Source organism: Paractinoplanes rishiriensis (genome assembly GCF_016862375.1).
Classification (GTDB): Bacteria; Actinomycetota; Actinomycetes; order Mycobacteriales; family Micromonosporaceae; genus Actinoplanes; species Actinoplanes rishiriensis.
In genome coordinates, this window is sequence record NZ_BOMV01000042.1 from 37,039 (window position 1) to 59,766 (window position 22,728).

Annotated in this window: 25 protein-coding genes and 1 tRNA gene; 17 read left to right on the forward strand and 9 right to left on the reverse strand. The window is 68.2% G+C overall.

The features are described 5' to 3' along the window. Positions 1-8: 8 nt before the first annotated feature. A complete protein-coding gene (locus tag Ari01nite_RS19040; RefSeq protein ID WP_203782609.1) occupies positions 9-1,865 on the reverse strand; it encodes an acyl-CoA dehydrogenase in 1,857 nt (618 codons plus the stop codon). Between the two features lie 280 nt (positions 1,866-2,145). Between Ari01nite_RS19040 and Ari01nite_RS19045 the strand changes: the two genes are divergently transcribed. Then, positions 2,146-2,340 (forward strand): hypothetical protein, encoded by a 195-nt coding sequence (locus tag Ari01nite_RS19045; RefSeq protein WP_203782610.1) that lies wholly within the window; start codon positions 2,146-2,148, stop codon positions 2,338-2,340. Here Ari01nite_RS19045 and Ari01nite_RS19050 read toward each other — a convergent pair. Further along, complete coding sequence (locus Ari01nite_RS19050; RefSeq protein ID WP_203782611.1) at positions 2,337-3,467, reverse strand: PP2C family protein-serine/threonine phosphatase; 1,131 nt, start codon at positions 3,465-3,467, stop codon at positions 2,337-2,339. The genes Ari01nite_RS19045 and Ari01nite_RS19050 overlap by 4 nt on opposite strands. Positions 3,468-3,579: 112 nt before the next feature. On the opposite strand from Ari01nite_RS19050, the gene Ari01nite_RS19055 reads away from it, so the two are divergent. Beyond that, positions 3,580-4,131, forward strand: coding sequence for a phosphoribosyltransferase (locus Ari01nite_RS19055; RefSeq protein ID WP_203782612.1), 552 nt, complete (start codon positions 3,580-3,582; stop codon positions 4,129-4,131). On the opposite strand, the gene Ari01nite_RS19060 is transcribed toward Ari01nite_RS19055, so the two are convergent. After that, positions 4,116-4,391: a YciI family protein gene (locus Ari01nite_RS19060; protein ID WP_203782613.1), complete on the reverse strand. Its 276-nt coding sequence runs from the start codon at positions 4,389-4,391 to the stop codon at positions 4,116-4,118. The two genes, Ari01nite_RS19055 and Ari01nite_RS19060, sit on opposite strands and share 16 nt — an antisense overlap. Before the next feature lie 111 nt (positions 4,392-4,502). Here Ari01nite_RS19060 and Ari01nite_RS19065 point away from each other — a divergent pair, with 111 nt between their 5' ends. Next, positions 4,503-4,979 (forward strand): YcxB family protein, encoded by a 477-nt coding sequence (locus Ari01nite_RS19065; protein ID WP_203782614.1) that lies wholly within the window; start codon positions 4,503-4,505, stop codon positions 4,977-4,979. On the opposite strand, the gene Ari01nite_RS19070 is transcribed toward Ari01nite_RS19065, so the two are convergent. Both Ari01nite_RS19070 and dcd read right to left on the reverse strand, forming a co-directional pair. Continuing rightward, complete coding sequence (locus Ari01nite_RS19070; RefSeq protein ID WP_203782615.1) at positions 4,976-5,617, reverse strand: class I SAM-dependent DNA methyltransferase; 642 nt, start codon at positions 5,615-5,617, stop codon at positions 4,976-4,978. The two genes, Ari01nite_RS19065 and Ari01nite_RS19070, sit on opposite strands and share 4 nt — an antisense overlap. 33 nt (positions 5,618-5,650) lie before the next feature. Continuing rightward, a complete protein-coding gene (gene dcd, locus Ari01nite_RS19075) occupies positions 5,651-6,229 on the reverse strand; it encodes a dCTP deaminase (RefSeq protein WP_203782616.1) in 579 nt (192 codons plus the stop codon). A gap of 75 nt (positions 6,230-6,304) precedes the next feature. On the opposite strand from dcd, the gene Ari01nite_RS19080 reads away from it, so the two are divergent. Together Ari01nite_RS19080 and Ari01nite_RS19085 are read left to right on the forward strand one after the other, a co-directional pair. Further along, positions 6,305-6,817 (forward strand): pyridoxamine 5'-phosphate oxidase family protein, encoded by a 513-nt coding sequence (locus tag Ari01nite_RS19080; RefSeq protein ID WP_203782617.1) that lies wholly within the window; start codon positions 6,305-6,307, stop codon positions 6,815-6,817. Between the two features lie 53 nt (positions 6,818-6,870). Continuing rightward, a tRNA-Gly gene (locus Ari01nite_RS19085) sits at positions 6,871-6,944 on the forward strand. Positions 6,945-7,259: 315 nt separating this feature from the next. Here the strand turns inward: Ari01nite_RS19085 and Ari01nite_RS19090 are convergent. The 3 genes from Ari01nite_RS19090 to Ari01nite_RS19100 form a co-directional block, all read right to left on the reverse strand. Beyond that, the gene (locus Ari01nite_RS19090) at positions 7,260-7,553 is read right to left on the reverse strand and encodes a hypothetical protein (protein WP_203782618.1); all 294 of its coding nucleotides are present in this window, start codon (positions 7,551-7,553) and stop codon (positions 7,260-7,262) included. Positions 7,554-7,716: 163 nt separating this feature from the next. Further along, positions 7,717-8,007, reverse strand: coding sequence for a helix-turn-helix domain-containing protein (locus Ari01nite_RS19095; RefSeq protein ID WP_203782619.1), 291 nt, complete (start codon positions 8,005-8,007; stop codon positions 7,717-7,719). 19 nt (positions 8,008-8,026) lie between these two features. After that, on the reverse strand, positions 8,027-8,401 hold the full coding sequence (locus tag Ari01nite_RS19100; RefSeq protein ID WP_203782620.1) for a type II toxin-antitoxin system RelE/ParE family toxin: 375 nt from the start codon (positions 8,399-8,401) through the stop codon (positions 8,027-8,029). Positions 8,402-9,580: 1,179 nt separating this feature from the next. On the opposite strand from Ari01nite_RS19100, the gene Ari01nite_RS19105 reads away from it, so the two are divergent. The 4 genes from Ari01nite_RS19105 to Ari01nite_RS19120 all read left to right on the forward strand — a co-directional run bounded on the left by Ari01nite_RS19105 (position 9,581) and on the right by Ari01nite_RS19120 (position 14,103). Continuing rightward, positions 9,581-11,572: a S8 family peptidase gene (locus tag Ari01nite_RS19105; protein WP_239162844.1), complete on the forward strand. Its 1,992-nt coding sequence runs from the start codon at positions 9,581-9,583 to the stop codon at positions 11,570-11,572. Positions 11,573-11,986: 414 nt separating this feature from the next. Next, positions 11,987-13,192 carry a helix-turn-helix domain-containing protein gene (locus Ari01nite_RS19110; protein ID WP_203782622.1) on the forward strand — a complete coding sequence of 402 codons (1,206 nt, stop codon included), beginning with the start codon at positions 11,987-11,989 and terminating at the stop codon, positions 13,190-13,192. 51 nt (positions 13,193-13,243) lie between these two features. Continuing rightward, entirely contained in the window at positions 13,244-13,687 is a 444-nt protein-coding gene (locus tag Ari01nite_RS19115; protein WP_203782623.1) for a helix-turn-helix transcriptional regulator, read from the forward strand. Between the two features lie 5 nt (positions 13,688-13,692). Beyond that, positions 13,693-14,103, forward strand: coding sequence for a VOC family protein (locus Ari01nite_RS19120; protein ID WP_203782624.1), 411 nt, complete (start codon positions 13,693-13,695; stop codon positions 14,101-14,103). A gap of 82 nt (positions 14,104-14,185) precedes the next feature. Here Ari01nite_RS19120 and Ari01nite_RS19125 read toward each other — a convergent pair whose 3' ends face one another. Then, positions 14,186-15,028 carry a LamG-like jellyroll fold domain-containing protein gene (locus Ari01nite_RS19125; RefSeq protein WP_239162845.1) on the reverse strand — a complete coding sequence of 281 codons (843 nt, stop codon included), beginning with the start codon at positions 15,026-15,028 and terminating at the stop codon, positions 14,186-14,188. 205 nt (positions 15,029-15,233) lie between these two features. On the opposite strand from Ari01nite_RS19125, the gene Ari01nite_RS19130 reads away from it, so the two are divergent. From Ari01nite_RS19130 to Ari01nite_RS19165, 8 genes are all read left to right on the forward strand, one after another. Beyond that, positions 15,234-15,929, forward strand: a complete 696-nt coding sequence (locus tag Ari01nite_RS19130; RefSeq protein ID WP_203782625.1) for a 4-carboxy-4-hydroxy-2-oxoadipate aldolase/oxaloacetate decarboxylase — start codon at positions 15,234-15,236, stop codon at positions 15,927-15,929. A gap of 78 nt (positions 15,930-16,007) precedes the next feature. After that, positions 16,008-17,054 (forward strand): 4-oxalomesaconate tautomerase, encoded by a 1,047-nt coding sequence (locus Ari01nite_RS19135; RefSeq protein WP_239162846.1) that lies wholly within the window; start codon positions 16,008-16,010, stop codon positions 17,052-17,054. 14 nt (positions 17,055-17,068) lie between these two features. Continuing rightward, the gene (locus Ari01nite_RS19140) at positions 17,069-18,022 is read left to right on the forward strand and encodes a VOC family protein (protein WP_203782626.1); all 954 of its coding nucleotides are present in this window, start codon (positions 17,069-17,071) and stop codon (positions 18,020-18,022) included. After that, the gene (locus Ari01nite_RS19145; protein WP_203782627.1) at positions 18,019-19,032 is read left to right on the forward strand and encodes an amidohydrolase family protein; all 1,014 of its coding nucleotides are present in this window, start codon (positions 18,019-18,021) and stop codon (positions 19,030-19,032) included. The genes Ari01nite_RS19140 and Ari01nite_RS19145 overlap by 4 nt, the downstream gene beginning before the upstream one ends. Next, positions 19,029-19,673 carry a GntR family transcriptional regulator gene (locus Ari01nite_RS19150; RefSeq protein WP_239162847.1) on the forward strand — a complete coding sequence of 215 codons (645 nt, stop codon included), beginning with the start codon at positions 19,029-19,031 and terminating at the stop codon, positions 19,671-19,673. The genes Ari01nite_RS19145 and Ari01nite_RS19150 overlap by 4 nt, the downstream gene beginning before the upstream one ends. A 500-nt stretch (positions 19,674-20,173) precedes the next feature. Then, on the forward strand, positions 20,174-21,142 hold the full coding sequence (locus Ari01nite_RS19155; RefSeq protein WP_203782628.1) for an ABC transporter substrate-binding protein: 969 nt from the start codon (positions 20,174-20,176) through the stop codon (positions 21,140-21,142). Next, positions 21,139-21,945 carry an ABC transporter permease gene (locus tag Ari01nite_RS19160; protein ID WP_203782629.1) on the forward strand — a complete coding sequence of 269 codons (807 nt, stop codon included), beginning with the start codon at positions 21,139-21,141 and terminating at the stop codon, positions 21,943-21,945. The genes Ari01nite_RS19155 and Ari01nite_RS19160 overlap by 4 nt, the downstream gene beginning before the upstream one ends. Then, positions 21,942-22,721, forward strand: coding sequence for an ABC transporter permease (locus Ari01nite_RS19165; protein WP_203782630.1), 780 nt, complete (start codon positions 21,942-21,944; stop codon positions 22,719-22,721). Before Ari01nite_RS19160 ends, Ari01nite_RS19165 begins: the two co-directional genes overlap by 4 nt. Positions 22,722-22,728 lie beyond the last annotated feature (7 nt).

Sequence of the window (22,728 nt, forward strand, 5' to 3'; positions counted from 1 at the left end):
TCGAGCGGTTAGAAGACGTCCTCGGACAGGTCCATCACGTCGAGGTTGGTGTTCTCGATGATCCGGCGATCGGCGCCGACACGCGGCAGCACCTCGCGGACGAAGAACTGCGCCGCGGCGACCTTGCCCTCGTAGAAGTGCTTGTCGGCGGCCGGCACCTCGCCGCCGAGCGCCTTCAGCGCCACCTCGGCCTGCCGCAGCAGCAGCCAGGCCAGGACCACGTCGCCGAGCGCCAGCAGCACCCGGCGCGAGCTCAGCCCCACCTTGTACAGCTCGCGAGTGTCGCCGCTCTGCGCCGCGGTGAGCCAGCCCATGGTCACGCCGAGGATCTGCTGCAACTCGCCGAGCGCCTTGCCGAGCGCGAGCCGCTCCTCCTTGAGCCGGCCGTTGCCGGCCTCGCTCTCGATGAAGCCCTGCATCTCGGTGGCCAGCATGGCGAGCGCCTTGCCCTGGTTCTTCACGATCTTGCGGAAGATCAGGTCGAGGCTCTGGATCGCGGTGGTGCCCTCGTACAGGGTGTCGATCTTCGCGTCCCGCACGTACTGCTCGAGCGGGTAGTCCTGCAGGAAGCCGGAACCGCCGAATGTCTGCAGCGACTCGTGCCCGAGCAGTTCGTAGGCGCGTTCCGAACCAACGCCCTTGACCAGCGGCAGCAGCAGGTCGTTGACGGTGGCGGCCGCCTTGGCCGCCGCGGTGTCGCCGGCCGCCTCCGCGATGGCCACCCGGTCCTGCCAGGTGGCGGTGTAGATGACCAGCGCGCGCAGGGCCTCGGTGTACGACTTCTGCAGCATCAGCGAGCGGCGCACGTCGGGGTGGTGCGTGATCGTGACGCGCGGCGCGGCCTTGTCGTCGTTCTGCACCAGGTCGGCGCCCTGCACCCGGTTCTTCGCGTACTCCAGCGCGTTCAGGTAACCGGTCGAGAGGGTGGCGATCGCCTTGGTACCGACCATCATCCGGGCATACTCGATGATCATGAACATCTGCCGGATGCCCTGGTGCACCTCGCCGAGCAGCCAGCCCTTGGCCGGGGCGCCGTGTTCGCCGAAGGTCAGCTCGCAGGTGTTGGAGACCTTGAGACCCATCTTGTGCTCGACGTTGGTGGCGTAGACGCCGTTGCGGTCGCCCAGCTCGCCGGTCTCCGGGTCGAAGTGGTACTTGGGCACGATGAACAGCGACAGGCCCTTGGTGCCCGGGCCGCCGGCACCCTCGACGCCGACCGGGCGGGCCAGCACGTAGTGGATGATGTTGTCGCTCAGGTCGTGCTCACCCGAGGTGATGAAGCGCTTGACGCCCTCGATGTGCCACGAGCCGTCCGGCTGCGGGATGGCCCGGGACCGGCCGGCACCCACGTCGGAGCCGGCGTCCGGCTCGGTGAGCACCATGGTCGAGGCCCACTGCTTCTCGACGAAGAGCTTGGCCCACTGCTTCTGTTCCTCGGTGCCCTCGGTGAAGACGACGTGCGCGAAGGACGGACCGGACGAGTACATCCAGACCGGGGCGTTGGCACCCAGCACGTTCTCGGCGATGGCCCACCACAGCGCCCGCGGCGCCAGCGTGCCGCCCAGCTCGCCGGGCAGGTCGAGGCGCCAGAACTCGGCGGCCATCCACTGCTCGAACGACTTCTTGAACGCCTCGGGCAGCGGGGCGGTGTGCGTGACCGGGTCGAAGACGGGTGGGTTGCGGTCGGCCTCGGTGTAGCTGGCAGCCAGGTCCTCGGTGGCGAGCCGGTGCACCTCGGCGAGCACGTCGCGTGCGGTGTCGGCGTCGATCTCGTCGAACGGTGCCTGACCGAACGCCCGATCCGCTCCGAAGACCTCGAACAGGTTGAACTGGAGGTCCCGAAGGTTGCCCTTGTAGTGAGTCATGGTGCCTGGCCCCGCTCATCCGAGTTACCCGTCAGTAACAGCCACTGTATTACTCATCGGTAGAGAGCGACAAGCCATGAGTGGTTCTGTGACCAACCACCTCGGGAGGGTGGTCCATCAGCCGGAACGAACATCAAACCCCACCGATCGGGCAGGCAGCAGGACAGCCGTTCGGCTAATTAGGGCTTCCGGTGAAGCTTCGACGTATCGAGGTGTCTTGCGGCTCGTTGCTCCGGATAGAGACGAAGCCCATCGACTTCGCCGACACAAAGGGGGCGCAATGTTCGCCACGATCAAGAACCTGATTCCCGAGCCGCGCCAGTCGGATCAGCCGCGTCACTACGTCGGACGTCACCGTCGGCCCGAGCCGGTCCCGCCCGCCGCTCCGGTCTCGCCGGCCCCGGTGGTCACCGTTCCGCCCAGCCCGATCGTGAACTCGCCCGACAAGCCGGCCGAAGAAACCGCAGCCGCCTAGCTTCCGGCGGCACCGACCTCCCAGCTCGGCATGGGTACGGTCGGGCCGTCGTCGGGTCCCGCGTATTCCAGCAGCACCAGGGCGATGTCGTCCTCGAGTCGGCCGTGCACCCAGTCGACCAGCGCGGTTTCCAGGGACGCCAGCCCGTCGCCGACCGTGCCGTGCCCCAGCAGGCGCCAGGCCCGGTCCGCGGTCGGGAAGAACTCGCCCTCCCGGCGCGCCTCGCCCAGGCCGTCGGTGAACAGCAACAGCCGGTCGCCCGGTTCGAGCCGCTCAACCCGCGCCTTCACCTCGGGCATGAAGCCCAGCGGGGGCGCGGGCGCGGGCGGTTCGAGGGCGATGACCTGACCGCGGCGCAGCAGCAGTGGCGCCGGATGTCCACAGTTGACGATGGTGAGCGTGCCCCCTCGCTCCTCCACCAGCGCCGCGGTCACGAAGTCCTCGTCGCCCACGCCCCGGGCGACGGCCCGGTCCAGGTCGGCCACGATCGCCTTGAGATCCGCCCGCTCGTACGCCACATGCCGGTAGGAACCCAGCACCATGCTGGCCAGCCGGACCGCGTCCAGTCCCTTGCCCCGCACGTCGCCGATGATGATGCGGACCCCATAGGGGGTGTCGAGGGCCTCGTAGAGGTCGCCGCCGATGTCCGCGGCCGCGGTCGCGGAGATGTACCGGCCGGCCACCGCGAGCGCACCCACCTGCGGTCCCACCGGGCGCAGCACCGCCTGCTGGGCCACCGCGGCGAGGCGCTGAAGCTCGGCGATCCGGTCGGCCTGCCGCTGCCGGATGGTGGCCACCCCGGCCGCGATGCCGGTGGCCAGGATGATGCCGAGGATGTTGACCAGCATCGACATGTCCGGTTTGGGGCTGGCGCCCACAAAGATCATCCCGATCATCGCGGCGAAGACGCCGACCACCAGCACCGTCCGCCATATGGCGAAGGCCGCAGCCAGGAACGGCACGGCGGCGAAGAGGCCCACGAAATGCGCGCCCCGGCCGTCCGCCAGCTCCACCGCGGACACGACCGCGAGCAGCACAAGGGCCGCGCCGAGGCCGACGCGGGATCCGGGACTGAGCGGGCGACGGCCCGCCGGCAACAAGGTAGGCATGGTTACGCGGAACAGCATGCCCGATCGGAGCGAGTCACTGCATCAACTTGACCCGTAGTCTGACCCGGTTCTGACCACCTGTTACCTGGGTGTCGGTCAGTCGGGCCGCCGCCGGTGACAGGATGTCCGCGTGGCAGACGATCTGCGTGACCGCCTCCGGCACGCGTTCCGCTGGACCGACCCCGGCGACGGTAGCGAGTACCTGGTCAGCAACCGCTCCGGATGGTGGCGTGATCCGCTGATCCTTTCCGGTCTGGGGGAAGCGCTGGCAGACCTCTTCCGCGACCCCGCGCCGACCGTGGTGGTGGCTCCCGAGGTCACCGGATTTCTGGTGGGACCGCTGGTGGCACGCGCGCTCGGCGCCGGCTTTGTGGAAGCTTATCGTGCGGGCGCGCGGCGCCCGATCGCCGAGCCCATGAGCTGGGCGGAGGTTCCTGCGGACCATCGTGGGCAACGTCAATTGCTAGGCGTACGCGAGGGCCTGGTGCGACCGGACGACCGGGTGCTGGTGGTGGACGACTGGGCGTCGACCGGCGCACAGGTGCGCGCGCTGCGTGGCCTGTTCGGGACGTCCTACGTGGGCGCCGCGGTGATCGTCGACGAGTGCCCGCCCCCGGTCTCCCGAGAGCTGACCATTCGCGGACTTCTGGCCGAGAAGGACCTCGACTACGGCTTGCCGTAGTCGACCAGGGCACCCCGGGCCGGCGTCCAGCCCACCGCGGTGTATTCGGCAAGTCCGCCCTGCACATAAGGGTCCGCGGCGATCAATTCGCGGGCCTCCGCCTCGTCGTCGACCGCGAGCACCACGACGCCACCCTTCGGCGGGTTCTGCCGGCCCGCGGTGACCAGCAGACCGCGCTCCTCCATACCGTCCAGAAAGGCCAGATGAGCACTGCGGGCCTGGTCGACCTCGTCGAGCGGGACCAGATACTTCGAGATCATCAGGTACACGGCAGTTCCTCTCCGGTGACTAGCCGCAATCGTACGATCATGGTCCCCGCTCGGCCGACCGGGCCATTCCCCGCGAATCGCTAAAAAGTTACATTTCGGGTTGTGCTCCTCCAGATCACCGCGCAGCCGGACGCCCGGCTCCTGGCCGTCGCCATCCGCCGCGGCCTCCGCCCCCTGGTGCTGACCTCGCGCGGCCTGGGCTGGGCCGCCATCGCCCTGGCCCTGGCGATGCAGGCCACGACCGGCGACCTGAGCATGGTGCTGCTGCTCACCGGGTTGCTGTTGGCGGTCGCGTTCCCGATGTTCCTGACGAACATCGGCATGCGCGAGGCCATGCAGGACGCGGAGCTCACCACGTACGAAATCACCGAAACCGGCGTTGCCAGCTCGAGCCGGGCCACGCGTCATGCGTACACCTGGAATGCTTTTAGGTTTGTCGAGCAGACGTCCGGCCAGCTGATCTTCGGCCGGACCCGCACCCGAGTCCTGCCGGTCCCGACCGCCGGCTTGACGCCGGCACAGATCGAGCAGGTGCTGGGCACGGCTGCCGGGCATGGCGTGCGGGTGCGTCGGGCTTAGGCTTTCACCCCGAGGAGGTACGCCTGAGGCTGGCGCTCGATGCCTTCGGCCGCCCGCACGAGCCGCATCGTCTCGCGGATCCCATTTGCGGCGAGCAGGTCGGCGATCGCCTGCGGCGGGTAGTCGTACGTGTCCACGTCGACGTCATGCCCGTAGGCGGTGGTTATGTGGCGCTTGTCGTCGCCGGCCTTGAAGGCGATCAGCAGGTGCCCTTGCGGTCGCAGCACCCGGGCAAACTCCGCAAAAGCGGCGGGTAGTAGCTCCTTCGGGGTGTGCACCAGCGAGTACCAGGCGACCAGGCCGTTGATGCTGGCGTCGGCCAGGTCGAGTGCCAGCAGCGACCCGACCCGGAAGCTGACGCCGGGATGCTCCCGCCGCGCCACCTCGACCATTTGCGGGGAGAGGTCGATGCCGCTGACGTCGAGGCCGCGCTCGGCCAGGTAGCCGGTGATCCGCCCCGGCCCGCACCCGACGTCAACCACGGGCCCGTCGACAAGCTCGGCGAACGCGTTGAGGACGGCCCGGTCCCAGGTAGCGTCGGCCATGAAGCCACGGAGCACGTCGGCATAGTCGGCCGCGACGGTGTCATAGGCCGCGCGCGTCCGTGCCAGGTAGGCCCGCTCAATCTCCCCGCTCATCGCGCCAGCCTGCCACTCGCGCGCGAGCGACTCTCAGGTGGTTGGCCAGGTGCGGAAGTTCTGCGACGAGCGGCTCGGCGTCGGGCCGCGTTGTCCCTGGTAGCGGGATCCGTAAACGGCGGAGCCGTAAGGATGCTCGGCCGGGCTGGACAGCCGGAAGATGCACAGCTGCCCGATCTTCATCCCCGGCCAGAGCTTGATCGGCAGATTGGCCACGTTGGACAGCTCCAGCGTGACGTGCCCCGAGAATCCCGGGTCGATGAAGCCGGCCGTCGAATGCGTGAGCAGCCCCAGCCGCCCCAGGCTGCTCTTACCCTCGAGCCGCCCCGCCAGCTGATCGCCCAGCGTGATCACCTCGAGCGTCGAGGCCAGCACGAACTCGCCCGGGTGCAGCACGAACGGCTCGCCGTCGGCCACCTCGACCATCGCGGTGAGGTCATCCTGTTGCTCGGCTGGATCGATGTGCGTGTACAGGTGGTTGTTGAAAACCCGGAAGAACCTGTCCAGCCGCACGTCGATGCTGGACGGTTGCATGAGCGCCGGCTCGAACGGCTCCAGCGCAAGGTCGCCGGCCTTGATCTCGGAGACCAGGTCGCGGTCGGAGAGCAGCATCGCAACACCATACCTACCAGCCCATTCGGCGTGTTTTCGCGGGCGTGTCGAACATTTGTTCGATAGACTCTCCCCATGGCTTCCTGGTCCGACTTCGCCGCCGCCGACCCCACCCTGGCGTCCGGCATCCAAGCGTTGCTACAGCAGTACGGCCCCGGCATGGCCTACCTGGCCACCATCCGCCGAGACGGCGCACCCCGCCTGCACCCCGTCTCCCCCGTGCTCACCGACCAGGCCCTGTACTGCTTCATAGTCGCCTCCCCCAAACGCCGCGACCTGGAACGCGACGGCCGCTACGCCCTGCACTCCTTCCCCGCCGAGGAAAGCGACGACGAGGCCTACCTGACCGGCCGAGCCACCCGTGTCCAAGACCCCGTAGTGATCGCCACCCTGGCCAGCACCCTGCGAGCCTCCCCCGACGTCGACTGGCACCTGTACGAACTACACGTTGACTCAGCCACCCTCCGCCACCACGGCCCAGCCGGCGCCATCCCGCTGGCAGCCACGCCCACCGCTCCACCCACCTCCCGCACGTGGCGCGCCCAGTCCCGCTCCCGCTTATCCCGCCCGTTGGCGGTGGCGCGCTGACCCGCCGCCCGGTCCCGCCACACCCCACCCGAATCGGGTACAGTGGGGCCGCCGCGGGTGTAGTTCAATGGCAGAACATCAGCTTCCCAAGCTGACAGTGCGGGTTCGATTCCCGTCACCCGCTCCAATACGAAGCGCCTGGTCATGACAGATGCCAAGGCCAGGCGTTCTTCGTTCCTGCGCACTGTCAGCTGCCGCCGTGCCATTAGGTGAAGTGCTCCAGCACTCGGCAGCTGGTCTGGCGCGGCATCTTCGTGTCCCACCTGTCTCCGCTTGTCGTTCAACGGAACCCCTCGCCCTTGCGGCTCGGCCAATCCTTTGATCAAGCAGGGCCGTGGCCGACCGGCGGCGCCGCCCGGGGTGGCGACTATCCGGAGAGATGACGTTGAGGTGTGTTCGACCCGGCGCAGACGGCTGTGCGCCCACCCCGACGTACGCGTCCCTATCGGCGTGGAGTGGCCGGATCTAGGTTGTTGATCTTGACCAGGTGCCAGAGTCCCGGCAACAGCCGTTGTGCTTCCCTGAGGAAGGAATCTCGGTCAGCTTGTCGAGTGAACCGGAACGTCACCTCGTTCCCGTTCTTCCGCCAGTCGCCCTCTCCCGTGCCGCCCCAGGCAATCTGCTTGTACTTGCCTGACTCACAGTGCTGGCACAGCGCGCGGAGCATGTGTAAAACGGCGACGTCCGCTGTCATGACGGTGGCACTGAACTTGCAGGCCGCGTGATGAGCTCCCATCAGGCGCCTCCTTCACGATCGGGCCGGCGGAGATCGGAGCATAGTGCGCCGCTGGACGCGGTTCCCGGCATCGATCGTGCCTCACCGGTTCGTTTCTCAGCCGGAGGCAGGCGAAAGCCGCCATCTCCCCGCGGAGGTTGGGCACCTTGGCCTTCGCGCTCGATCAAGCAGCGACTGAGTTGTGGGGGCGGAACGCGATGTCGAGATCTGCGTCCAGCGCTGCTGCTAGGCGGGCCAGCAATGGCACGGTCGGGGTGGCTCCGCCGGACTCTAGACGAGAGAGCTGCGGCTGCGTCATACCGGCGCGCTCCGCCAGATCGGCCTGGGTCATTGCGAGTTCGGTGCGCCGGTCGTGAACCATCTGACCGAGCAGCAGCGCCGCGCGAGCTTCTTCGTACGCGGCGACGTGTTCGTCAGCGCCGGTACGCTCCCAACGGGTGTGACGCGTGGTCATCGTCCGATCCTCCGGTTCCTCAGAGCCATTTCCGTTCGTAGATCTCGGACGCGGGCGCGTGGGTCTCATGCCCTGACTCGCAGACTTGCTGGGCTGCGATCGCCCTTGCGACCTCGGCTCGCTCGATCTGTCGGGTCTTGCGGAACACGGTCAGCAACACTGCTCGCGCTCCCGGGGCCAGCCAGTAACTGATCCGGACGGCGGCCCGATCGAGGTGAAACCGCAGCTCGCGAGTCTTACCGCTGAGATGTCGCGAGTATGGCTCACCGAGAGTTTCAGCTCGTTCCGCGAGGATGTCCGCCATGGCTTCGACCTTCGCATAGTCCTTGAGCCGTAACGTCTCAAGCCAGTCCCGTACCTCGGGTTCCAGCTCAATGTCGTACCGGCTGCTCACCGGACGAGCATATACCGTTCTTGGTATGTCAGCCAGCTCGCGACGAGTTCCACAGCCCGCAGCAGTGAATACTTCGCGAGTGCGCTCGCTCGCCGCCCGTGCCATCCGCGTGCCGTTGTAGCAGGCTGACCGAAGTCAGTCCAGGCCACTCGTGGCCGTATCAGCCTGCGGATCTTCGCCAGCCGAGTACCGTTCTGTACGGTTCCCAAGCTGACAGTGCGGGTTCGATTCCCGTCACCCGCTCGTCGTCGGGAGGCCTCTGTCCGCGGAAAGCGCGGACCGGGGCCTCCTCGCATATCTACCTGGGGGGCGACCCCCCAGACCCCCACGGTGACTATCGGTTGCGGTCACTGCGGTGCTCGGCTTACTTGTTTGACTCGCAGCGCTAGCTAAAACGCATATGCAGCACGGCGACGCCAGCTCCGATCAAGCAGCGACTGAGTTGTGCGGGCGGAACGCGATGTCAAGGTCGGCGTCCAGTGCTGCTGCGAGGCGGGCCAGCAGTGGCACGGTTGGGGTAGCTCCGCCGACTCCAAGCGGGAAACTGCGGCTGCGTCATGCCGGCGCCGGTACGCTCCCAACGGTTGTGACGCGTGGTCATCGTTTGAGCCTCCGGTTCCTCAGAGCCATTTCCGTTCGTAGATGTCGGTCGCGGGAGCGTGGGTCTCGTGCCCGGACTCACACGCTTGTTGGGCGGCAATCGCACGCCCGACCTCAGTTCGTTCGATCTGTCGCGTCTTGCGGAACACCGTCAGCAAGACCGCTCGTGCTCCAGGCGCTAGCTCGTGGGGTCACACCTGGAACCCGCTCCAAGCCGGGAGGCCCCTATCCGCAAAAGTGCGCGACCAGGGCTTCTCGCATATTGATCTGGGGGCCAACCCCCCAGACCCCGCGTAGCGGTGCGCGGAAGTCAAGGCTTCCCACCTCGTCCGGAACGAGGGCCACAGCGGACTGCTCGCCACGACGAGACGCCACAGTATCGACCAAAAGGCTGAGGCGCGGATAGGAACTCCCCATCGATGATCGTAGGCGTCGTACCGGTGAACGGTCGATGTCCACTGCTGGGCGTCCTGTTGGACGGCTACTGAAACACGGGGAGATCTATCTGTGAAACACCGTGGCTTGCTGTCACTATCGGCGGCGGGGCTCGTATTCGCCTCCGCGACGGCCGTCGTAAGCGTGGGAAGCGCCGCCCACGCTGCCCCCTCCGACGATGCGCGGAAGCGGCCGGACATCCGTAGCGCAGACCTGAACTCGCAGGTGCCGGGCCGCTACATCGTCGTACTGAAGGACAAGAAGGCCACGCCCGCGAAGGTCGAGGCGGCCGCTACTGCTCTCGTCAAGGAGAGCGGCGGCAAGGTCGGAACTGTGTTCACCCACGCGCTCAAGGGCTACTCGGTCTCGATGACCGCTCCTCAGGCCAAGCATGTCGAGGCGGACCCTGACGTGGCGTACGTCTCGCCGGTTCACCGGTTCACGGCCACTGACGCCCAGGCCAACCCGCCGTCCTGGGGACTGGACCGGATCGATCAGGTCGGGCCGAAGCTCAACCAGTCCTACCAGTACCCGGGCACGGGCGCCGGTGTCACCGCGTACGTGCTCGACAGCGGTATCGACATCAACCACGCCGACTTCGGCGGACGGGCCAGCCACGGCTACAGCTTCGTCGGCACGCCCGCGGAGGAGAGCCCGGTCGCGGACGACTGTGACGGCCACGGTACGCACGTCGCCGGCACGGTTGGTGGCAACCTGTACGGCGTCGCCAAGGGCGTCAACCTGGTGGCCGTCCGCGTACTCGACTGCCAGGGCTTCGGCACCACCGAGGACGTCATCCAGGGCATCGACTGGGTGACCGCCAACGCGGTCAAGCCGGCGGTGGCCAACATGAGCCTCGGCGGCGCGAAGGACCTGGCGCTCAACGAGGCGGTCAGCCGGTCCGTCTCCAGCGGCGTCACCTACGCCGTCGCGTCCGGCAACGAGGCGGCCGACGCGTGTGAATCGTCGCCGGCCAGCGCCGCGCAGACCATCACGGTGGGTGCGACCGACAACCTCGACGTCCGGGCATGGTTCTCGAACTACGGAAAGTGCACGACCATCTACGCGCCCGGTGTGAACATTGTGTCCGCGTCGGCTGGCACCTCGCAGGGCACGCTGACCGCCAGCGGCACCTCGATGGCGTCGCCGCACGTGGCAGGCGCCGCCGCGTTGCTGCTCCAGGCCAACCCGTCGATGACCCCGAAGCAGGTTCGCGACCGCCTCATCACCGGCGCCATCGCGGGTCCGGTCTTCGACACCAAGGGCTCGGTCGACCGGCTGCTGAACGTGGGCAGCCCCGGCCCGGCCCGTAGCTCCCACGGTCTCCGGGCGCGGTCCAACGGCAAGGTCGTCTCTGCCGACTCGGGCGGCACCAAGCCACTCGTGGCGCGCGCCGCCTCGATGGGCGGCTGGGAGAAATTCGACATCGTCGACGGTGGCAGCGGTTCGATCGCGCTGCGCTCCAAAGCGAACAACAAGTACGTCACCGCGATGAGCGGTGGCTCCAAGCCGCTGCTGGCCCAGGCCAGCGCGGTCGGGGGCTGGGAGCGATTCGATCTGATCAACAACACCGACGGCACGGTCAGCGTCAAATCCCGGGCCAACAACAAGTACGTCAGTGCCCCGGCCAGCACCACGTCGCCGTTGCTCGCCAGCGCCACCCAGATCAACGGCAGCTGGGAGAAGTTCGACATCGAAGCTCCGGCTCCGGTCTTCAGCATCCGCTCCAAGGCAAGCTCGAAGATCGTGACGGCACCGAGCGCCGGAAACAACCCGCTCGTTCCGGCCTCGACCGCGGTCGGCAGCTGGGAGAAGTTCGAGCTCGTCGATGCCAACAACGAGTTCGGCGGCGTCTTCGGTCTCCGTTCGCTGGCGAACAACAAGCTGGTTACTTCCGAGAGCAACGGCACCAAGCCGCTCCGCGCCAGCGGCACATCGCTGGGCTACGCCCAGATGTTCGACTTCTTCGACTACAACACGGACGGCACGGTCTACATCCGGTCGTGGATCGACGACCAGATCGTCTCGTCGGCCGGCGCGGGCACCGCGCCGCTCATCTCGTCGCGTGACTACGACCTACAAAATCCGACCTACGGTCTGGGCACCTGGGAGCGCTTCTCCCTGTCGCCTGCCTGATCCACCCGCCACCCTCTGTGCCGGGCACCCTCAGGGTGCCCGGCACGCCCCTTTTCGGGGTGCGCTTGTTCGCTCGCCGCCGGCGGACCGCTGGGTCATGGCCGTCGGGGCGTTGCCGGCGCAACGCTGCGAACATCTCGTCGAGGATGTCGTCGCTCCACTTGGCCTGCACCAGACCGGATTGCGCTATCCGGACGAGCAGATCTCGCAGCGTGCTCGGGTACAGCACACTGGCGTCGTAGACGACGAAGGTCACGGCGTCAGCTCCCGGCTTGACCTGGCTCGTTGCCGACATTCCACCCCCAACGGCAATCGAATTACCCGCAACGAACGCAGCAATCGCAACAGCGTGCCCCGCCCCGCAGTGGTACAGGGACGGACCGCTTGGGTCTCGGGTGAGGCTAGCGTCGCTCTATGACTCCACGACGGAGGGCTGACCCTGCGGTGGGGGAACGCATTCGCGCGCGCCGGTTGATGCGCGGGTGGAGCGTTCGGTATGCCGCGAGCAGGGCCGGGGTCTCGCACGCCACCTGGAGTCGGGTTGAACGGGGGCTTCAGGCGACGGACAACCGGTTCATGCTGGCGGACATGGCGAGTGCGCTCGAGTGTGCGCCTGGTGATCTGGCGGGAACCGAGGTGCCGGCGCCCGACCGGGCTACGGCGGCTGCCCGGGCCAGCGTGCTCGGGCTGCGCCGGGCGCTCGTCGACATCGACCTGACCGAGCCGCCGGCCGGGTCCGCGCCGCCGGTGGCTGAGTTGGCGCGCAGCGTCGCGTTGGCCGATGCGTTGCACCAGGCGTGCGACTACGCGGGGGCCGCCCGGCTGCTGCCGGTCCTGCTGCGCGACCTGCATACCGAGACGGCCGGCCCGGATCATGCCGAGGCGCTGCGGCTGCTCTGCGACGCCGCATCCATCGCCTGCTCGGTGCTGCGCAGCCTCGGGCATCCCGCGGACGCCTGGCTGGGTGCGGAACGATGTCGCGATGCGGCCGACGCCGCCGGCGACCCGGTGCTGCGAGGGCATGCGGCGTACGCGATGGCCAGGTCAGCTATCGCGTGCGGCTCGTACCAGCGGGGCCAGACGCTGGCCGAACGAGCCATCGACGACCTGGGCCGCTACCTGAGCCGGCCCGGCGGTCCGGAGGTGCTCGGCTCGCTGCACCTGGTCGCCGCCCTGGCCAGCCGCTGCCGCCGGCGCTTGGACGACAGCCGCGACTGGTTGATCGAGGCAGCCGAGCTGGCCCGCCGCACCGGCGAGACCACCACGATGAGCATGTTCTTCGGCCCCACCAACGTGAACATCTGGCGCATGAGCATCGAGGTCGACGACGGCGACCCGGCCCGCGTCGTCGAGATCGCCCGCCAAACCGACCCGTCCGCAATCCCCGCCGATGTCCGGCAGGTCTATTACTACGCCGACACGGCCCGTGCCCTGACCCGCCTCGGTGCCCACGATCGCGAGGCGATCCGCTTCCTGCTCACCGCCGAACGCATGGCACCGCAGCACGTGCGCACCTCACCGGAGGTCGCGGCCACCGTCGGAGTGCTGCTCAACCGCTCCCGTCGCCAAGCCGGCGGCACAGAGCTACGCGGCCTGTCCGAACGCATGCAGACCACCTGAAAGCCGAGTTGTTCCTAGGCAAACGGGTGGGTTGGCGGGCACGCTGTAGGCGTGACGGCCAAGGGGGAAGCACGGCTGCGTGAGCTGGTGCTGCTGCGACGCGTACGGGATCGGATTGATCGGGACTATGCGCAGCCGCTGGATGTTGAGGCGTTGGCACGTGGGGTGCACATGTCGGCGGGGCATCTGAGCCGGGAGTTTCGGGCCGTGTTCGGGGAGTCGCCGTACAGCTATCTCATGACTCGGCGGATCGAGCGGGCCATGACGCTGCTGCGGATCGGGGACATGTCGGTCACCGAGGTTTGTTTTGCGGTGGGATGTCAGTCTTTGGGGACGTTCAGCACCCGGTTCTCCGAGCTGGTGGGGATGTCGCCGAGCACCTATCGGCGGCTGGCTCGGGAGGACGGGGCGGGGATTCCGAACTGCGTGGCTAAGCAGGTCATGCGACCGATCAGGAATCGAGAAGCGGCCACGAGTCGGCCCAACCTAACCTGAACTGCATGGACATCATCATCAACGCGACCTTCCTCCCCACTGACGACCCGGAGAAGTCGCTCGAGTTCTACCGCGACGCGCTCGGGTTCGAGGTACGCAACGACGTCGGCTACGGGCAAATGCGGTGGATCACCGTCGGGCCGGCGGGGCAGCCGCAGACGTCGATCGTGCTGCACCCGCCCGCGGCCGACCCGGGGATCACCGACGAGGAGCGGCAGACTATCGCCGAGCTGATGGCCAAGGGCAGTTACGCGAGCATCATCCTGGCCACCAACGACCTGGCCGGCACGTTCGACAAGGTGCAGGCCTCCGGCGCCGACGTGGTGCAGGAGCCGGCCGACCAGCCGTACGGCGTTCGTGACTGCGCGTTCCGCGACCCGGCCGGCAACATGGTGCGTATCAACCAGCTGCCCTGACCTTCCCCGGGCGGCGGCGCGACCTTGTAGAGGTGCTGGCCGGCGGCGATCAACACCGCGAGAGCCGCACCGCCCGGAACCGTCAGTGGCCGATCGTCAGGAACACGTTGTCGATGGCGCCGGCGAACTGGTCGTTCCCCACCGCGGCGCCCTTGCCACCCACCCGGAGCGGCTCGGCATTAGCAATCGACAGCCGTGGGGGCACGCCCACCCAAGCCCGGTCGACCCCGTCGACCGTCAAGGTCAGGCGGTTGCCGGATCGGGTGCACATCAGGTGGTGCCAGCGGCCGTCGGCCACGTCGATCCACGGCTCGGCTCGGTAGATGCGGCGGCGGTTTCCGGTGATCACGCAGCTGGGGTGACCCAGGCGGTGGTCGACCTGCAGTTTGAACTGGCTTGTGCCGCCTACCGAGTAGCCCTTCTGCAGCACGTTCGCACCGTCGGACAGGTCGCCGTGTGTCATCAGGACCGAGGCACCGTACCGCAGCGTTCGCGTGCCGGGGTTGAGGCTGTCGTCGCGGAAGCCCTCGAGGATCGCGCGCGGGCAGTCGCGTTCGAAGGTCAGCGTGCAGCGGTTCGGGTAGACGACGGCGAAACCAGGTCCTTGGCGTACGAGCCTCAGCAGTCCCCCGTTCTGCCCGAGCGGCCGCAGTTCGTGCTGGCCGTTCAGATCCGTGAGCGGGCGGTGGACGCCACCGTCGAACGTGTACCGCACGCTGACCGGTGCGGCACCCACCGTGATCTGGCGCGGTTCGGGTGAGGTGACGCCGGCCCGGTCAGTCGGGACGGGCAGCACCCCGGCGGACGGTGGCGTCATCTGGACGGAAGCCGGGCGGGTGGCCGGCGGATAGCGGTGTGCGAGGAGCAGGCCGCTGACGAGGAGGAGGGCCCCCATCAGCGCGAGACGCCGCCGTTTGCGAGACATGGGGCTATTGTCCGGATAATCGGCACAACAGCGGAATCGGCGCCACGCCGGGATTACCCGGCCGTACGGAGCAACGCGTTCCCTTTACCTGCGGGAACAATGTTGTCGACAATCTGACAGGCCGGGAGGGCGCATCCTCTCGGCTAATAGAGAGTCCTGTCACCTTGATTGTTGACAATCTGGAAGGGCCACCTAGGCTGGCGTCATGAGGACCGTCGTCGTGACCGATCCGCCGCGCGCCGACATCGCCGCGGCCGAGACGCTCGGTGGTTACGGCGTCGCCACCGTGCATGAGGCGCTCGGCCGCGTCGGCTACCTCGGGCCCGAGTTCCGTCCGGTGTGGACCGGCGCGCGGATGGGCGGCACCGCGGTGACCGTCATGTGCTGGCCCGGCGACAACCTGATGATCCACGTCGCGGTCGAGCAGTGCCGGCCCGGCGACGTGCTGGTGGTGGCCACCAACTCGCCGTGCACCGACGGCCTGTTCGGTGAACTGTTCGCGACCGCGCTCCAGCACCGTGGCGTGCGCGGCGCCGTCCTGGCCACCGGCGTCCGGGACGTGGCCGACCTGCGCGAGATGGGCTTCCCGGTCTGGTCGCGGGCGGTCAGCGCGCAGGGCACCGTCAAGTCGACCGCGGGTGCTGTGAACGTTCCCATCTCGCTCGGCGGCCAGACGGTCCACCCCGGCGACGTGCTGCTCGGCGACGACGACGGGGTGACCCTGGTGCCGCGCGCCGCGGTCGACCGGGCCCTGGTCGCCGCCGAGGAGCGCGTCCGGAAGGAGTCGGCCGCCCGCGCCGCCTTCGCCGCGGGCGAGTTGGGCCTCGACCGGTACGGCCTGCGCGCGCGACTGCCCGAGCTGGGAGTCGAGTACGTCAGCCACACGGAGTACCGGCCGTGACAAAAACCGAGTACGTCAGCCACGCGGAGAACCGGCCGTGACAAAAACCGAGAACGTCAGCCACGCGGAGAACCGGCCGTGACAAAAACCGGCGACGGGGTCCGCTGCATGATGATGCGCGGCGGCACCTCCCGCGGCCTCTACTTCCAGGCCGGTGACCTGCCGTCCGACCCGGCCGACCGCGACGACCTGCTGCTGCGGCTGATGGGCACCCCCGACCCGCGGCAGATCGACGGCCTCGGCGGCGCCACCTCGCTGACCAGCAAGGTCGCCGTGGTCAGCCGGTCCGCTGACCCGGCCGCCGACGTCGACTACCTCTTCCTGCAGGTCGGCGTCGACGAGGCCACGGTCAGCGACCAACAGAACTGCGGCAACATCCTGGCCGGGGTGGGCCCGTTCGCGGTGGACCGCGGCCTGGTGCCGGCCGGCGCGACCGAGACCCGGGTGCGCATCCGCATGGTCAACTCGGACAGCGTCGCGGTCGCCACCTTCCCCACCCCGGACGGCCGGGTGGAGTACAGCGGTAATGTCCAGATCTCCGGCGTCCCCGGCACCGCAGCACCCGTGCTCCTGGACTTCGCCGCCAGCACAGAGCTACTGCCCACCGGCCGGGTCCGTGACGTGATCGACGGCATCGAGGTCACCTGCGTCGACAACGGCATGCCGGTGGTGCTGGCCACCGCCGAGGCGTTCGGCCTGACCGGCTACGAGTCGCCCGAGCAACTTGCCGACGCAGAAACAACGAAACGGATTGATGCGTTCCGTCGCCAGGCCGGGCGCCTCATGCAACTACCGGAGAACGGCTCGATCCCCAAGACCGTCCTCATCGCACCGCCCCGCGACGGCGGCCAGGTCAGCACCCGGTCGTTCATCCCGGTGCAGCCGCACACCGCGATCGGCGTGCTGGCCGCCATCACCACGGTCACCGGCATGCTGCTGCCCGGCGCCGTGGGCCACGAGCTCACCGCCGGCTGGTCCAGCCGGGTCGACGTCGAACACCCCACCGGCCACCTGCTCGTCGACGTGATCGTGGATCCGGCCGCCGATCCGCCCCGGGTCGTCCGCTCGGGCGTGGTCCGCACCGCCCGCAGGCTTTTCGACGGCATCGCGTTCCCCCGCTCTTGAAAGAAGAAGTCGCCATGCCACTTCTGCACCAGATCGCCCATCTGGCCCACGTCGAGATCCGCACTCCGGTCGTCGATCAGAGCGTCGCGTTCTTCACCAATTACCTGGGCCTCACCGTGAACGGCGAATCCGGCGACTCGGTGTTCCTGCGCGCCTGGGACGACTACGAGAACATCACGATCAAGCTCACCGGCCACGCCACCTCGGGCGTCGGCCGCACCTGCCTGCGCGCGGCCAGCCCGGAGGCTTTGCAAGCCCGGGTGCGGGAGATCGAGGCGAGCGGGCGCGGCGTCGGCTGGGTGGCGGGCGATCAAGGGTACGGGGACACGTACGTGTTCACCGATCCGGACGGCCACGAGTTCGGCCTCTACTACGACAGCGAGTGGTTCCGTCCCACCGATGAGCTGAAGCCGGCGCTGAAGAACCAGGCCCAGGCGTACCCGGCCCGCGGGGTCAGCGTGCGCCGCCTCGACCACATCAACTTCCTCGGCGTCGACGTGGTGGCCAACCGGGACTACCTGCGCGACACCCTCGGTGCCCTGGTCACCGAGCAGATCGTGCTGGACGACGGCAGCGTGGCCGGCAGCTGGACGACCTTCACCAACAAGGGCTACGACGCCGTCTACACCCGGGACCGCACCGGCACCGCGGGCCGGCTGCATCACATCGCGTTCGCCACGGACACCCGCGAGGACATCCTCAAGGCCGCCGACATCGCGCTCGAGCAGGGCGTCTTCATCGAGACCGGGCCGCACAAACACGCCATTCAACAAACCTTTTTCCTGTACGTGTACGAGCCCGGCGGCAACCGCATCGAGCTGTGCAACGCCGGTGCGCGTCTGGTGCTGGCCCCGGACTGGCAACCGGTCGACTGGACCGAGGCGGAGCGGGCCAAGGGGCAGGCCTGGGGTCTCCAGACCATCGAGTCGTTCCACACGCACGGCACGCCGCCGGTGACACCCTCATGATCATCGACTGTCACGGGCACTACACGACCGTGCCTCCGGCGCACACGTCATGGCGTACCGCGCAATTGGAATCTTTTGCCGCCGGGACCGCACCGCCCACCTACCCGGAGATCTCGGACGACGCGATCCGGGAGTCGGTGCAAACCCAACGTCAACTGATGGGCGTACGCGGCATCGACCGCATCCTGTTCTCGCCGCGTGCCTCCGCGATGGCCCACCACGAGGGCGACGAGGACGTGAGCCGGCGCTGGACGGAGGCGTGCAACAACCTGGTCGCGCGGGTAGCGAGCCTCTACCCGGAGAGCTTCGCTCCGGTCTGTCAGCTGCCGCAGTCGCCCGGCGTGCCGATCGAGCGGTCGATCGCCGAGCTGCGCCGCTGCGTACGGGAAATGGGTTTTGTGGCTTGCAATCTCAACCCGGACCCGAGTGGCGGGCACTGGACGTCGCCGCCGCTCACCGACCGCAGCTGGTACCCCTTCTACGAAGCCATGATCGAGCTGGACGTGCCGGCGATGGTGCACGTCTCGCAGGTGACCAACCCGAACTTCCACGCCACCGGATCGCACTACCTGAACGCCGACACCACCGCATTCATGCAGTTCCTGCAGGCCGATCTGTTCCGCGACCTGCCCGGCCTCCGCATGATCATCCCGCACGGGGGCGGTGCCGTGCCGTTCCACTGGGGCCGGTTCCGCGGCCTGGCCGACATGCTGCGGCGGCCGCCGCTGGAGGAGAGCGTGCTGGCGAACGTCTTCTTCGACACCTGCGTCTACCACCAGCCCGGCATCGACCTGCTGTTCGGCGTGATCGGCGTGGACAACCTGCTGTTCGGGTCGGAGATGGTGGGTGCGGTACGTGGTAAAGACCCGCAAACCGGGCACTACTTCGACGACACCCGCCGCTACATCGAGGCCCTGGGGTTGCCGGCCGAGGACCGGGCGAAGGTCTTCGAGCGCAACGCCCGCCGGGTCTATCCACGACTGCAGCAGTTGATCGGAGACGGATCGTGAGCGAAACCCTGACCCGGGCGCGGGACGCGCTGCGCGACGCCATCTTGCGCGGCGACTACCTGCCCGGCGAGCGGCTGGTCGAGGCGCAGCTGTGCGAGCGGCTCGGGGTGAGCCGGTTCAACGTGCGGGCGGCCCTGCAGGAACTGGCAGCGGACGGCCTGGTGCGGGTGGAGCGCAACCGGGGCGCGCACGTCCGCAAGGTGCCGATCGAGGAGGCCGTCGAGATCACCGAGGTGCGGATGGTGCTCGAGGGCCTGGTGGCGGCGCGGGCCGCGGACCGGGTGACCGACGAGCAGGCTATTGCGCTCGACGAGATCGGCCTGCTGATGCGCCGGGCGGTGACGGCCGGCGAGTTCCGCCGGTACAGCGACCTGAACCAGCGGCTGCACAGCACGATCCGGGAGATCGCCGGTCACCGGACCGCCGACGGCATCATCGAGACCTTGCGCGGCCAGCTGGTCCGGCACCAGTTCATGCTCTCGCTGCACCCGGGGCGGCCGGCGATCTCGCTGCCCCAGCACGAGAAGGTCATCGAGGCGATCCGCAACCGCGACGCAAAGGCGGCCGAGGAGGCGATGCGCGAGCACATCGCCAGCGTGATCGCAGCACTGCGCGAGATGGACGCGGCGGACCTGCGATGACCAGCCCCGCCGGGCCGGGCGACGGGCGGGGCTGACCGACCTCGGTGTGCCGGCCCGGGTCACCCGGGCGAGCCGCGACTGGCTCAACGATCTTCGTGAAGAAAATTCATAGAGTTATCTATGTCACTCGATCGCGCGCTGGCGTCAGCATTGTCAACAATCGTCAGACACATATCTTGCCTGCCCAGCTGCCTACCTGTGACAGTCTGACCAAGCTTCTGTGAAATCGTTGACAATCCTGTAACCGGAGCCTACCGTTCCTGGCGTAGCCGGACTCTCATCCGGCAAATCGGCACCCGCAACAAGCCGCGACCCCCGCGCGGCGCGGTGGACCGCCCTCGGGCTGACCACTTCTCTTGCTGTATGACTTGTCGCAACTGACGGACGATCCTCGATGTCTACGGAATGGTAGATCGATCACCCTCACGCTGCGTACCAGTCAATTCCGGCCAGTGGAAACATCGGCCAGGCTCTCGATGATGTAGAGGTTGCTTAACACCATGCTGAGAAAACAGCTCATCGCGTTGCTGACGTTGACCGCCCTCACGGCCGCCGCGGCCGGGTGCGGCGGTTCCGAGGAATCCCCCGGCAACACCGGCGGCTCCGGCTCCACAACGGACAAGGTCAAAGTCGGTGTCATTCCGATCGTCGACGTGGCGCCGATCTACCTCGGCAAGGAGCAGGGCTTCTTCGCCAAGCGCAACATCGAACTGACCATGGAGCAGGCCCAGGGCGGCGCGGCCATCGTGCCGGCCGTGGTCAGCGGCCAGTACCAGTTCGGCTTCAGCAACGTGGTGTCGCTGATGCTGGCCCAGTCCAAGAACGTGCCGATCAAGGCCGTGGCGAACGGGAACAACGCCACCGGCGACCCGAAGAAGGACTTCGGGATGCTGGTGGTCAAGGACCCGGCCATCAAGACCGCCAAGGACCTCGAGGGCAAGACGGTCGCGACCAACACGCTGAAGAACATCGTCGACACGTCGGTGAAGCAGATCGTCCGCCAGGCCGGCGGCGACCCGGCCAAGGTCAAGTTTGTCGAGGTGCCGTTCCCCGACATGGCCGCCGCGCTCGACGCCAACCGGGTGCAGGCGATGTTCGTGGTCGAGCCGTTCCTCGCGTCCGCGCTGGCCAAGGGCTGGACGACGATCGGCGCGTTCGCCGACGTCGACCCCGGCCTCTGCATCTCCGCGTACTTCACCTCGACCCAGCTGATCCAGACCAAGGGCGACCTGGTCACCCGGTTCACCGAGGCGATGAAGGAGTCGCTCGCGTACGCCGACGCCAACCCGGACCGGGTCCGGCAGGCCGTCACCACGTACACGACGATCAAGACGGACGCGGCCGCGAAGATGACGCTGCCGAAGTTCTCCGCCGACGTCAACACGGCCTCGGTCGAGAAGCTGAACGGTCTGATCGTGACCGAGGGCCTGCTCACGGCGCCGGCCGATCTGAGCAAGCTGCTCCCGTGACGGTTGCCAGCACCCCCCTGCGCAGGGCCGGATACGCCCCGGCCCTGCTCGGGCTCGTCGGTCTCCTCCTCTTCGGGCTGCTGCTCGAGGTGTTGCCACGACTGGGCGTGCTGCCCGCCGAGTACTTCCCGCCGACCAGCGAGATCGCCCGGGCGCTGGTCGCGGAGTTCGACCGGCCCGGGTTCTGGCAGGCCCTGACCGGCACCGTGTCGACCTGGCTCATCGGCCTCACCATCGCGGTGGTGGCCGGCATCGTGCTGGGCGTGGTCATCGGCTCGGTGCCGGTGCTGCGCGCGGTCACCGCGTCGACCATCGAGTTCCTCCGCCCGATCCCGTCGGTGGCCCTGCTGCCGCTGGCCATCGTGCTGTTCAGCGTCCCGATGCGGTCGATCCTGCTGCTGGTGATCTACGCGTCCTTCTGGCCGGTGCTGATCCAGGTGCTGCACGGCGTCGCCGACGTCGACCCGGTGGCGCGGGAGACCGCCGCCTCGTACCGGCTCGGCCGCTGGATGAAGGCCCGCTACCTGGTCTGGCCGACCACCCTGCCGTACGCGATGACCGGCATCCGGCTGTCCGCCTCGGTGGCCCTGGTCCTCACCGTCACCGGTGAGCTGCTGATCGGCGGCACCAAGGGCATCGGCGTGGAGATCAACGTGGCGCAGAGCAGCATCGCGGTGCCGTCGATGTATGCCCTGATCGTGGTGTCCGGCCTCATCGGACTCGCCGCCAACCTGCTGACCCGCCGCGCCGAGCGGATCGTGCTCGCCTGGCACCCCTCGGTCCGAAGGGAGCTACCACTATGATCCGCTTCCTCGGCCGGGTCGGCGTGGCCCTCGCCCTGCCGGCCGTGCTGCTGGTCACCTGGTGGTTCGCCAGCGCCGGCAGCACCAGCTTCTACCAGCCGCCGCTGGAGCGGATCATCGAGGTCTTCCCGGACACCTGGACGGCCGAACGCCTGCAGAGCGACGTGCTGCCCAGCGTCCTGCGGCTGCTCACCGGGTACGGCATCGCGGTGTTCACCGGCATCCTTCTCGGTGTGCTGATCGGCGCCAACCCGCGGTTGCGGGCCCTGCTCGAGCCGACCCTGGAATTCCTCCGGGCCATCCCGCCGCCCGTACTCGTGCCGATTCTGGTGTTGATCGCGGGTCTCGGCAATCCGACCAAGGTGCTGGTGATCGTCGTGGGCGGCGTCTGGCCGGTGCTGCTGAACACGGTCGAGGGGGTGCGCGGTGTCGACGAGGTGCTCGCCGACACCTGCCGCAGCTACCGGATCGGCGGCTGGCTCCGGATGCGCACCTTCGTCCTCCGGGCCGCCAGCCCGCAGATCATCGTCGGCGCCCGCCAGGCATTGTCGATCAGCATCATCATGATGGTGATCGGCGAACTGCTCGGCGCCACCAACGGCCTGGGCTACACCGTCGTCGAGTTCCAGCGCGGCTTCCAGATCCCCGAGATGTGGAGCGGCGTGTTCGTCCTCGGCCTGCTCGGCGTGCTGCTGTCGCTGGCCTTCACCCTGGTGGAACGACGCGTCCTGAACTGGTACCACGGAGCGCGCGCCGCCGAGCGCAGCGGCCACTAGGCGGAGG